General features: G+C 43.2%; 5 protein-coding genes, 18 tRNA genes and 2 rRNA genes. 24 read left to right on the forward strand and 1 reads right to left on the reverse strand.

The annotated features are described in order from the left end of the window. Positions 1-42 precede the first annotated feature (42 nt). A complete protein-coding gene (locus C1726_RS07225) occupies positions 43-1,209 on the reverse strand; it encodes an MFS transporter (protein WP_102272579.1) in 1,167 nt (388 codons plus the stop codon). A 169-nt stretch (positions 1,210-1,378) separates the two neighbouring features. On the opposite strand from C1726_RS07225, the gene C1726_RS07230 reads away from it, so the two are divergent. From C1726_RS07230 to C1726_RS07345, 24 genes are all read left to right on the forward strand, one after another. After that, positions 1,379-2,242, forward strand: coding sequence for a LysR family transcriptional regulator (locus tag C1726_RS07230; RefSeq protein ID WP_180968132.1), 864 nt, complete (start codon positions 1,379-1,381; stop codon positions 2,240-2,242). Positions 2,243-2,689: 447 nt separating this feature from the next. Then, complete coding sequence (locus C1726_RS07235) at positions 2,690-3,955, forward strand: MFS transporter (RefSeq protein WP_102272581.1); 1,266 nt, start codon at positions 2,690-2,692, stop codon at positions 3,953-3,955. A 104-nt stretch (positions 3,956-4,059) separates the two neighbouring features. After that, positions 4,060-4,692: an MFS transporter gene (locus tag C1726_RS07240; RefSeq protein ID WP_102272582.1), complete on the forward strand. Its 633-nt coding sequence runs from the start codon at positions 4,060-4,062 to the stop codon at positions 4,690-4,692. Between the two features lie 9 nt (positions 4,693-4,701). Next, on the forward strand, positions 4,702-5,268 hold the full coding sequence (locus tag C1726_RS07245) for an MFS transporter (protein WP_102272583.1): 567 nt from the start codon (positions 4,702-4,704) through the stop codon (positions 5,266-5,268). A 507-nt stretch (positions 5,269-5,775) separates the two neighbouring features. Next, positions 5,776-5,850, forward strand: a tRNA-Glu gene (locus C1726_RS07250). Between the two features lie 7 nt (positions 5,851-5,857). After that, positions 5,858-5,933: transfer RNA gene (locus C1726_RS07255), tRNA-Val, on the forward strand. A gap of 82 nt (positions 5,934-6,015) precedes the next feature. Then, positions 6,016-6,091 (forward strand) — tRNA-Ala (locus tag C1726_RS07260). Positions 6,092-6,112: 21 nt separating this feature from the next. Next, positions 6,113-6,186 (forward strand) — tRNA-Met (locus C1726_RS07265). A gap of 15 nt (positions 6,187-6,201) precedes the next feature. Next, a tRNA-Ser gene (locus tag C1726_RS07270) sits at positions 6,202-6,294 on the forward strand. A 22-nt stretch (positions 6,295-6,316) separates the two neighbouring features. Then, a tRNA-Asp gene (locus C1726_RS07275) sits at positions 6,317-6,393 on the forward strand. A gap of 305 nt (positions 6,394-6,698) precedes the next feature. Beyond that, positions 6,699-6,774: transfer RNA gene (locus C1726_RS07280), tRNA-Phe, on the forward strand. 24 nt (positions 6,775-6,798) lie between these two features. After that, positions 6,799-6,882, forward strand: a tRNA-Tyr gene (locus C1726_RS07285). A 12-nt stretch (positions 6,883-6,894) separates the two neighbouring features. Further along, a tRNA-His gene (locus C1726_RS07290) sits at positions 6,895-6,970 on the forward strand. A gap of 156 nt (positions 6,971-7,126) precedes the next feature. Next, a tRNA-Gln gene (locus C1726_RS07295) sits at positions 7,127-7,201 on the forward strand. 10 nt (positions 7,202-7,211) lie between these two features. Further along, positions 7,212-7,285: transfer RNA gene (locus tag C1726_RS07300), tRNA-Cys, on the forward strand. A 10-nt stretch (positions 7,286-7,295) separates the two neighbouring features. After that, positions 7,296-7,369: transfer RNA gene (locus C1726_RS07305), tRNA-Gly, on the forward strand. 16 nt (positions 7,370-7,385) lie between these two features. Then, positions 7,386-7,462 (forward strand) — tRNA-Ile (locus C1726_RS07310). A 9-nt stretch (positions 7,463-7,471) separates the two neighbouring features. Continuing rightward, positions 7,472-7,547: transfer RNA gene (locus tag C1726_RS07315), tRNA-Ala, on the forward strand. Positions 7,548-7,810: 263 nt separating this feature from the next. Next, positions 7,811-10,745 (forward strand): 23S ribosomal RNA (locus tag C1726_RS07320). A 66-nt stretch (positions 10,746-10,811) separates the two neighbouring features. After that, a 5S ribosomal RNA gene (gene rrf, locus C1726_RS07325) occupies positions 10,812-10,928 on the forward strand. Between the two features lie 43 nt (positions 10,929-10,971). Continuing rightward, positions 10,972-11,046, forward strand: a tRNA-Glu gene (locus C1726_RS07330). A 7-nt stretch (positions 11,047-11,053) separates the two neighbouring features. Beyond that, a tRNA-Val gene (locus C1726_RS07335) sits at positions 11,054-11,129 on the forward strand. Between the two features lie 82 nt (positions 11,130-11,211). Then, positions 11,212-11,287 (forward strand) — tRNA-Ala (locus C1726_RS07340). A gap of 21 nt (positions 11,288-11,308) precedes the next feature. After that, a tRNA-Met gene (locus tag C1726_RS07345) sits at positions 11,309-11,382 on the forward strand. Positions 11,383-11,451: the final 69 nt, after the last annotated feature.

An 11,451-nucleotide genomic window follows, 5' to 3' on the forward strand; every position in this document is an offset into this window, starting at 1 on the left:
AACAGTACTGAGTGCTGTTCGTCTTCTGTTAGTTATCTTCTATTATCTGCTTATCTCATTTAATGAAATGTGTTTACTCCTCCTCCATTGCAGCAAGTGTATACATAAAGCAGAGAAAGTGCCTGCTAACGCCCCGATTATCCAGTTTATTTGCGGCATATGCTCAAACATCCACCCGCCGGCACCTTGGCTAATGCCTCCCCCAATAGCCATTGCGAGTAATGAAAAACCAAAATAGCTGGCCGAAAACTGAGGGGGCGCTATATCCGCTGTGTACTCATAAGAGGTTGGTTCTACGAGCATGATTCCAATCGCATATGTGCAAAATCCTATCCAAAATAGCAGAAAGTTATCAGATATTCCGACTAATAATATCCCTGCTCCCATGATGCTCATTCCTACTTTAATAACTGATAGCCTCTGAAATCTCTTTGTCCATTTTTGCAGCGGATATTGAAGGAATACAACGATGATTCCATACACAATAAATAAACTTGAGACAAATGATGAATGGTTGAATACTTTTGCAGCATGTAATGGAATAGTTAAATATAATTGCATGAACATGAACCAAAATCCCGTCATGCTAACAGTAAAGAAGATAAATAAGCGATCTGACTTAACTTTCCTCCAAGAATCAGCAAAAGACTGCTTTGGAACATCGACCTTTTCATTCGGAAGATATAGAAAGGTAAGGATTCCGCTGATGATAAAAATGCCCCCGCAAACGAGAGAAGAATAGAAAAAGTCCAGCTGCAATAAGAGTCCCCCTAATATACCAGCGCATATGATTCCCGAGTGACGTACGATTTTATCAAGAGAAAAGATGTCGCCTCGCTTTATTGGGGGAGTAAAGATTGTTAGCGCAGCTTTACTTGTTGGTTCAAATAATGAACCGCCGATACCGGTAATAATGGCTGCAGCAATTAACTCAAATGGTGCTGTACAAAAGGCGAACATCAGAAAACCTGCTCCACGCAAGATCATCCCAATACTAATCAACAGCCGATAATCAAAGCGATCGCCTAGTATTCCTGAGAGAAAGGACGTTCCTTGCTGTGTTAATTGGCGGAGCATAAGGACAACTCCGGCGATTCCAGCGGAAAGGGCTAAGTTTTCCGTAATATAAGCAGATAAAAAGGGAATAAAAGCAAAAAAACTTACGTTCATAAGAAATGAGTTAACTAATAATAATCGAATGGCTTTCATCTGGTTCCCGCCTTTGCTTGACTAAGTTTAGAAATAAATGAATGGATAGCAATTAAAGCACAGAGTCAGCGCTGCTCTTTCATATAAAGTGTATCAACAGCTTTGCTATTTGTATAACGAATAATTACAATGATATTAATTATAAAAACGAATCGTAAGGATGAGAGAAATGGAGATTCAACAGCTGAGAGCATTTTTGTCAGTTGCACAGACAAAAAACTTTACGAAATCTGCAGACTTAATGTATGTATCGCAATCAACAGTAACAATGAGAATTAAAGCGTTGGAACAATCACTCGGTAAAAAGTTATTTGAAAGGGATAATCGTCAAGTTCAACTGACTGCCGCTGGAAAAGAATTATTGGATTATGCGACAAGAATAGTAGAGCTTGTTGATGAAGGGGCGAGAAAGCTGAGCTTGGAGGAAAGATTTGATTGCTCGTTAGTCGTAGGAAGCCTGCATTCTTTATGGGATTATTTGCTTTTTCCAATTATGAAAGACTTTCAAGCGATGCATCCCAAAATGGCTCTTCGTTTTATTACAGGACATTCATGGGATATCGTGCAGCAAATCCTCGATGGTGTCATTGATTTTGGCGTCGTCTATATTCCGCCATCCCATCCGGAAATAGAGGTAGTAAACTTTAAAAGTGAGGAGATTAAGCTGGTTGCCAGAGCAGATAACAATTTTACTGAAGAAATTGATTTACGCACTTTAACCACCCTGCCATATATTCATATGGAGTGGGGACCAGGATATAAATTATGGTTTGAAGAATGTGTTGGCAAGCAAGTGTTTGGTTTACAAATTGACCATGCCTCATTGTACATTCATTATTTGCGAAGCGATAATTTTATCGGTCTGCTGCCATCTGCTATTGCCGATACCCTCATCCAACAAGGGGAGCTTACATCGCTTCACTATCGATCAAAAGTAAAGGCGCCGTTGATTCAGAGTTATATTATTTATCCCAAACGTAAGCTTGAAGCAGTAAAGCCTTTGTTAGATTACATGATGCAAGCAGCTGATTGAAATTTGAATCATTGGCTGTGTTATATATTTTGCTGTTGCTATTCGCAGGATAAGCAGTGAGCCTCCCTCAGGAGATTGAATAGTATCTTTGAATACTCACCGCACGAAGGAAATGCTACAGCATTTTCAAGAAGTCTTGCGCCTTTAGATGAAATCAACAAGTATGTTACTAAACATTCAGCTTTAACAAAGCAAAATAATGAAAGGGAAAGTAATTGGATTAGAGGATGAAACACATTTGCAAAGCTAAAATTGATTATGTATGATTATTTAGAAGATTGAAATATTTAACTTGAATAGATGATTTATACCAATTGATAAAAATCCAAAATTCATTGTATGGGGATGTTTGTATTGCGTTACACTGTTTCTAATTTATGAAGGAGGGATTAGTCCCTTGTAATCTATACCTTAATTCTGAAAATCCATAGAAAGCGGGTATAAATCATGAAATCTATTCTATTACCTAACAACTCAAACTTTATGAAGGTATGGGTAGGAAAACTCATATTGCTAGTTGGCAATCACTTTAGTGCATTCGTGATTCCATGGTTTGTTTTACATGAAACAGAATCACCATTGACTACTGCTTTGGTTACGATATGCACACAAATTGCTCCTTTCTGTTTTGCGTTACCGGCTGGAACATTTATTGAAAAACTAAATAAAAAGAAAGTGGCTTCCGTATCGGATTGTATTCGGTTTTTTGCCATGCTCGTTATGGTTATATTGGCATCCTATTCATTATTGACGTTATATACACTTGCAATGATGCTATTTATCCTTGGGTGTGCTGGTCTCTCCTATCGAATTGCATTTAATTCGATGCTTCCGTCAATGGTTGGAAGAAAATCTTTAGTCAGTGCACATAATAATTTAGAAGCAGCAGATGCAATAAGTCTGCTCATAGGACCTGTTTTGGCTAGTTTAATATTTTCGAAGTATGGGATTATCTATACACTAAGTTTTGAGTTAGTTGCGATATTTTGCTCATTTCTTTCTCTAATATCATTAAAGCCATCGTCTTTATTCAATGCAGTCAATCGTGAGGACAGTGATGCAAAGAAGAGAAAGAGATGGAGCATGTTTATAAAAGAAGTGAAGCATGGGTTTCAATATATTATTTGTCACCCGATGCAGCGATTAATGACTATAAGTCAATTTACATTGAATTTTACAACTGTGTTTATTACCTTACTCATTATTATTCATTCGCAGCAGCGACTAGATTTAACGATATTAGAAGTAGGGTTCTTACTGACAGGAGCGGGAATTGGCAACCTCATTGGTGTGTTTATTTTACCGAGAATTTCTCACTGGAATTGGCAAATTTTATTCGCTGCTACACTAGTCATTTCATCAATGGGGATTGGTCTATTAATCGCTGCCCATAGCTTTGCTGCAGCATTAATAGCGGTAATGCTATTCGACGGTGGTTTATCAATGGCCTTTGTTGTTCACAGTAGTCTAATACAGGCGATTACATCGGATGATTATTTAGCTAGAGTAAATAGTACACGTTATTTGATATCGAGTCTTGCTTCACTCATCGGTACAGGTATAGCGGGTCTCATATCAGAATATATTGGCAGTGAGTTTGCATTGCTTTCTGTCCTTATTCTAATGACATTAACAATTACTTATATAGTTATTGATAAGAATTATAGAAAGCCTATTTCAGAGTTAAGACCAATCCAGTTTAAAGAACTTTGATCTACTTTTTATAGCTAGGTAGAACTATAAAATGATAGGGAGTGAAGTCCATTGTAAAATGACCTTTTTAATTATTGTTTATTCAATGTTAAAGAGGTGTGAAAATGAAAAGTATATCATTCAGAAAACTTTGGATTGGTCAATCAATTGCGAACTTTGGTGATGTTTTATATATTGTTGCTTTCATTACAGTACTCTATGAGGTAACTGGTTCTGCTTTTTATTTAACTTTATTGCCATTCTTGAATATGCTTGGACGATTCATTAGCAGTTTTTATGCGCCGATATTAATGAATCGTATTCCGCTTGTAGTCTTGCTGTATCGTTCCCAAGTTATTAAAACAGCTATATTGTTTGTTTTGTGTCTTCTGCTTCTACTTAAGCTGGATATAATACTAGTGTTCATTTTGACAGCAATATTTTTCATTGCTTTTTTTGATGGGTGGGCGATGCCAGCAATGAATGCAATGCTCCCGAGGCTAGTTGAAGAAGAGGAGCTTGCGAAGGCAAATAGCTTTGTAGCCGTTTTATATGAATCTATTCAATTAGCGGGTTGGGCAATTGGTGGAATTGCAGTTAATTTTCTTAGCGGTTCTTTGCTAATTTGGCTTACCGTCCTTTTATATTTCATCTCGACGATAATGATGGCACAAATCAGAGACCCAATTCGTTTTGAAAAGAAAGAACAGGCACGTGGCAAGCTAGATGAAATACTAGAAGGCTGGAAAAGCATTTAGCAAAATCACTTGTTCCGCTCAATTTTTATAATCGTTACACTTGAATCTATTGCGAATGTTGTCTGGATTGCGGCGATCATGTATGTATATGTTGCAGATGTTCTTCAGGTGAGTGAAGTGTGGTGGGGATATATCAATACTTCATTTTTTATCGGACTGCTTATTGCTGGTGTTTTATATTCCAAGTGGTCGAGTATAATCCTTCAGTCTGTGAGGAAACTTCTTATCATCACCTCATTTGGAGTGGCAGCAGTGACACTTTTATTTGGATTTAATAACTTTGCTCTAGCCGCATTGCTATTAAGCTTTTTAAGCGGACTGCTAGAACAACTAAAGGGAATTACCTTAAACCTGTATTTGCAAAAAACATCGTCAGCGGAATTATTGCCGAAATTGTATAGTGTACAAAATGTAGTTGTATCATTAGGATTTGGTTTGTCGACATTATTATTTGGATGGATTGCTGAGATGGTGCATGTTCAAGCAGCCTTTTGTACTGCAGGGGGTATTCTGATTATTGCAGCCGCCTATCTGTATGTAAATAGAAAGGAATTTATTCCTTTAAGGCAGATTTAAGTTTTCCTCTTTTTGGAAAAAGGTGTCACTGAATCTTTATTTAATAGTGGCATCTTTTCATTATTTATTAATTTCTTCATTAATAAATAAAGAATTCTATTTCTCTATCTCATATTTATATAAATAACGAATAAATTTTCATTTTGCTATTGATTATTTCTTAAAATAATTGTAATATAATAAATCTCAGCTGAAAGTTAGATGAGTGATTTTTAAATCCTCATTTTATTTACCCTTTTAGCTGTTGACGACGTGTTGGTTGATGTGCTATTATATAAATCTGTTGTGATTACTGAAAAGTTATTTCAAAAAAGTGATTGACAACGGTTCAACAGCATGATATAATCGAATCCTGATTTAAATTATAGTTCTTTGAAAACTAAACAAAGCAAGAACGTCAACGTTAATTCAAGTTTTAAACTTAAGAGCTAATCTTACTCTTTATTGGAGAGTTTGATCCTGGCTCAGGACGAACGCTGGCGGCGTGCCTAANCCTCATTTCATATGGGCCCCTTGGTCAAGCGGTTAAGACACCGCCCTTTCACGGCGGTAACACGGGTTCGAATCCCGTAGGGGTCACCATTATATCGGAGGATTAGCTCAGCTGGGAGAGCACCTGCCTTACAAGCAGGGGGTCGGCGGTTCGATCCCGTCATCCTCCACCATCATTTTACATTTTATTATGTCAGTTTAGCCTAATAACACTGAGTTTATAAATATTGATTTTGCGTTGAGTTTTTTATTTATGGGGCCTTAGCTCAGCTGGGAGAGCGCCTGCCTTGCACGCAGGAGGTCAGCGGTTCGATCCCGCTAGGCTCCACCATAAACATTCTTATTTTATTTTGGCGGCGTAGCTCAGCTGGCTAGAGCGTACGGTTCATACCCGTGAGGTCGGGGGTTCGATCCCCTCTGCCGCTACTTACTTTATTGTATGGAGGAATACCCAAGTCCGGCTGAAGGGATCGGTCTTGAAAACCGACAGGCGGGTCAAACCGCGCAGGGGTTCGAATCCCCTTTCCTCCTCCACATAAATTAATATAAAAATATTGGTCCGGTAGTTCAGTTGGTTAGAATGCCTGCCTGTCACGCAGGAGGTCGCGGGTTCGAGTCCCGTCCGGACCGCCATTTTTTTATTTGTAATTGTTTTTGTAATTGTAATTGGCTCAATAGCTCAGTCGGTAGAGGATCGCTAACATCCATGACTAAGCCTCAGCGGCGATCTGCGAGGAAATTCGTGAGAATTTTTGAGCACAGATTTTAGTGCAAACAATGTTTAGGATATAAAACAATATTTGGCTCAGTAGCTCAGTCGGTAGAGCAGATAGCAGTCCGAAGCGTTACAGCTCTGAATAGCTATCTGTGACAAAGAACGAAGAGCTTTGGAACAAAGGTTGAACTGAAATCATAAATTAGGTAACCATATTGCAAATGGCTCAGTAGCTCAGTCGGTAGAGCAAAGGACTGAAAATCCTTGTGTCGGCGGTTCGATTCCGTCCTGAGCCACCATTTTTTTATTACTTAGATCTATATGGAGGGGTAGCGAAGTGGCTAAACGCGGCGGACTGTAAATCCGCTCCTTCGGGTTCGGCAGTTCGAATCTGCCCCCCTCCACCACTTTTTAATATGGCGGTTGTGGCGAAGTGGTTAACGCATCGGATTGTGGTTCCGACATTCGTGGGTTCGATTCCCATCAGCCGCCCCATTTATAACATTAAATATATGTAATCAATTGTAGTTAATATTAGAACACTTAACTACAGAGGTATTTTCGGAGGAGCATATTCATTTTTAATTAAATGTTCCTGCGGTGATTAATCATGTGGTTTATTCAAAGATGTAATTCATGATGAAACTTCAATGGGCTATAGCCAAGCGGTAAGGCATCGCACTTTGACTGCGACATGCGTTGGTTCGAATCCAGCTAGCCCAGCCATTTTCTTTAAGGCGGCATAGCCAAGTGGTAAGGCAGAGGTCTGCAAAACCTTTATCACCGGTTCAAATCCGGTTGCTGCCTCCAATTCTCATATGCGGGTGTAGTTTAGTGGTAAAACCACAGCCTTCCAAGCTGTTGTCGAGGGTTCGATTCCCTTCACCCGCTCCATTATTTATGATAGAATGGGCCTATAGCTCAGCTGGTTAGAGCGCACGCCTGATAAGCGTGAGGTCGATGGTTCGAGTCCATTTAGGCCCACCATTTCATAACGGGGCCTTAGCTCAGCTGGGAGAGCGCCTGCCTTGCACGCAGGAGGTCAGCGGTTCGATCCCGCTAGGCTCCACCAACATAACGAATCCGTTCGTTATTTTTTGTTCCTTGAAAACTAGATAATGTATATAAAGAAGAATAACCGAGTAATCGCCATCTTAGTTTTCTCTTATTAAATGATTTTTTATAATCAAAATAAGAGCACAAACCATGAGGGCAACAAGAAGCAAGTAGTTCAAGGAAACGATTGAGGAAACACCGGAACGTGCGTAGTTGGCACGTGAGGATGTTGACGAATGAGTTGACGCAGAAATACGAAGCTGATTGTTGACCGAAGTAGGTTAAGTTAGAAAGGGCGCACGGTGAATGCCTAGGCACTAGGAGCCGATGAAGGACGGGACTAACACCGATATGCTTCGGGGAGCTGTAAGTAAGCTTTGATCCGGAGATTTCCGAATGGGGGAACCCTCTATCCGTAATGGGATAGAATCTTTACCTGAATACATAGGGTAATGAAGGCAGACCCGGGGAACTGAAACATCTAAGTACCCGGAGGAAGAGAAAGCAAACGCGATTCCCTGAGTAGCGGCGAGCGAAACGGGATTAGCCCAAACCAAGAGGCTTGCCTCTTGGGGTTGTAGGACACTCTACACGGAGTTACAAAGGAACGAGGTAAATGAACAGGTCTGGAAAGGCCGGCCAGAGAAGGTAAAAGCCCTGTAGTTGAAACTTCGTTCCCTCCAGAGTGGATCCTGAGTACGGCGGGACACGAGAAATCCCGTCGGAAGCAGGGAGGACCATCTCCCAAGGCTAAATACTCCCTAGTGACCGATAGTGAACCAGTACCGTGAGGGAAAGGTGAAAAGCACCCCGGAAGGGGAGTGAAAGAGATCCTGAAACCGTGTGCCTACAAGTAGTTAGAGCCCGTTAATGGGTGATAGCGTGCCTTTTGTAGAATGAACCGGCGAGTTACGATTACATGCGAGGTTAAGTTGAATAGACGGAGCCGCAGCGAAAGCGAGTCTGAATAGGGCGAATGAGTATGTGGTCGTAGACCCGAAACCAGGTGATCTACCCATGTCCAGGTTGAAGTTCAGGTAACACTGAATGGAGGACCGAACCCACGCACGTTGAAAAGTGCGGGGATGAGGTGTGGGTAGCGGAGAAATTCCAATCGAACTTGGAGATAGCTGGTTCTCTCCGAAATAGCTTTAGGGCTAGCCTCATGTAGAAAGAGTCTTGGAGGTAGAGCACTGTTTGGACTAGGGGCCCCCATCGGGTTACCGAATTCAGACAAACTCCGAATGCCAAAGACTTATCCATGGGAGTCAGACTGCGAGTGATAAGATCCGTAGTCAAGAGGGAAACAGCCCAGACCACCAGCTAAGGTCCCAAAGTATACGTTAAGTGGAAAAGGATGTGGAGTTGCTTAGACAACCAGGATGTTGGCTTAGAAGCAGCCACCATTTAAAGAGTGCGTAATAGCTCACTGGTCGAGTGACTCTGCGCCGAAAATGTACCGGGGCTAAACGTATCACCGAAGCTGTGGATGGACATCTACCGATGTCCGTGGTAGGAGAGCGTTCTAAGGGCGTTGAAGCTAGACCGCAAGGACTGGTGGAGCGCTTAGAAGTGAGAATGCCGGTATGAGTAGCGAAAGATGGGTGAGAATCCCATCCACCGAATGCCTAAGGTTTCCTGAGGAAGGCTCGTCCGCTCAGGGTTAGTCGGGACCTAAGCCGAGGCTGAAAAGCGTAGGCGATGGACAACAGGTTGATATTCCTGTACCACCAAACTCCGTTTGAGCAATGGGGGGACGCAGGAGGATAGGGTAAGCGCACTGCTGGATATGTGCGTCTAAGCAGTTAGGCTGCAAGCGAGGAAAATCCCGTTTGCGTGAAGGCTGAGCTGTGACAGCGAGGGAAATATAGTACCGAAGTTCCTGATTCCACACTGCCAAGAAAAGCCTCTAGCGAGGATAAGGTGCCCGTACCGCAAACCGACACAGGTAGGCGAGGAGAGAATCCTAAGGTGAGCGAGAGAACTCTCGTTAAGGAACTCGGCAAAATGACCCCGTAACTTCGGGAGAAGGGGTGCTCTTTGGGGTGTTAAAGCCTCGAAGAGCCGCAGTGAATAGGCCCAGGCGACTGTTTAGCAAAAACACAGGTCTCTGCGAAGCCGCAAGGCGAAGTATAGGGGCTGACGCCTGCCCGGTGCTGGAAGGTTAAGAGGAGGGGTTAGCTCACGCGAAGCTCTGAATTGAAGCCCCAGTAAACGGCGGCCGTAACTATAACGGTCCTAAGGTAGCGAAATTCCTTGTCGGGTAAGTTCCGACCCGCACGAAAGGCGTAACGATCTGGGCACTGTCTCAACGAGAGACTCGGTGAAATTATAGTACCTGTGAAGATGCAGGTTACCCGCGACAGGACGGAAAGACCCCGTGGAGCTTTACTGTAGCCTGATATTGAATTTCGGTACAGCTTGTACAGGATAGGTAGGAGCCTTGGAAGCCGGAGCGCCAGCTTCGGTGGAGGCATCGGTGGGATACTACCCTGGCTGTATTGAAATTCTAACCCATGCCCCTGATCGGGGCAGGAGACAGTGTCAGGTGGGCAGTTTGACTGGGGCGGTCGCCTCCTAAAAAGTAACGGAGGCGCCCAAAGGTTCCCTCAGAATGGTTGGAAATCATTCGAAGAGTGTAAAGGCATAAGGGAGCTTGACTGCGAGACCTACAAGTCGAGCAGGGACGAAAGTCGGGCTTAGTGATCCGGTGGTTCCGCATGGAAGGGCCATCGCTCAACGGATAAAAGCTACCCCGGGGATAACAGGCTTATCTCCCCCAAGAGTCCACATCGACGGGGAGGTTTGGCACCTCGATGTCGGCTCATCGCATCCTGGGGCTGTAGTCGGTCCCAAGGGTTGGGCTGTTCGCCCATTAAAGCGGTACGCGAGCTGGGTTCAGAACGTCGTGAGACAGTTCGGTCCCTATCCGTCGTGGGCGCAGGAAATTTGAGAGGAGCTGTCCTTAGTACGAGAGGACCGGGATGGACGCACCGCTGGTGTACCAGTTGTTCTGCCAAGAGCATCGCTGGGTAGCTATGTGCGGAAGGGATAAGTGCTGAAAGCATCTAAGCATGAAGCCCCCCTCGAGATGAGATTTCCCATAGCGTCAAGCTAGTAAGACCCCTGAAAGATGATCAGGTTGATAGGTTTGAGGTGGAAGCGTGGTGACACGTGGAGCTGACAAATACTAATCGGTCGAGGACTTAACCAAAAAACGAAAAAATGATGTCTGTCTGTTATCTAGTTTTGAAGGAACAATCCTTTAACTAAAAAATAGTCTGGTGGCGATAGCGAGAAGGTCACACCCGTTCCCATCCCGAACACGGAAGTTAAGCTTCTCAGCGCCAATGGTAGTTAGGGGCTGTCCCCTTGTGAGAGTAGGACGCCGCCAGGCTAAGCCCTAATGTTGGGCTATTTTTTTCGCCTCATTTCATATGGGCCCCTTGGTCAAGCGGTTAAGACACCGCCCTTTCACGGCGGTAACACGGGTTCGAATCCCGTAGGGGTCACCATTATATCGGAGGATTAGCTCAGCTGGGAGAGCACCTGCCTTACAAGCAGGGGGTCGGCGGTTCGATCCCGTCATCCTCCACCATCATTTTACATTTTATTATGTCAGTTTAGCCTAATAACACTGAGTTTATAAATATTGATTTTGCGTTGAGTTTTTTATTTATGGGGCCTTAGCTCAGCTGGGAGAGCGCCTGCCTTGCACGCAGGAGGTCAGCGGTTCGATCCCGCTAGGCTCCACCATAAACATTCTTATTTTATTTTGGCGGCGTAGCTCAGCTGGCTAGAGCGTACGGTTCATACCCGTGAGGTCGGGGGTTCGATCCCCTCTGCCGCTACTTACTTTATTGTATGGAGGAATACCCAAGTCCGGCTGAAGGGATCGGTCTTGAAAACCGACAGGCGGG

This window comes from Cytobacillus massiliigabonensis, assembly GCF_900199725.1.
Classification (GTDB): domain Bacteria; phylum Bacillota; class Bacilli; order Bacillales; family Cytobacillaceae; genus Cytobacillus; species Cytobacillus massiliigabonensis.

Bases quoted from the DNA above. Each gene is read 5' to 3' on its own strand.
- C1726_RS07225 (WP_102272579.1), bottom strand. From the start codon at position 1,209: ATGAAAGCCATTCGATTATTATTAGTTAACTCATTTCTTATGAACGTA.
- C1726_RS07230 (WP_180968132.1), top strand. From the start codon at position 1,379: ATGGAGATTCAACAGCTGAGAGCATTTTTGTCAGTTGCACAGACAAAA.
- C1726_RS07235 (WP_102272581.1), top strand. From the start codon at position 2,690: ATGAAATCTATTCTATTACCTAACAACTCAAACTTTATGAAGGTATGG.
- C1726_RS07240 (WP_102272582.1), top strand. From the start codon at position 4,060: ATGAAAAGTATATCATTCAGAAAACTTTGGATTGGTCAATCAATTGCG.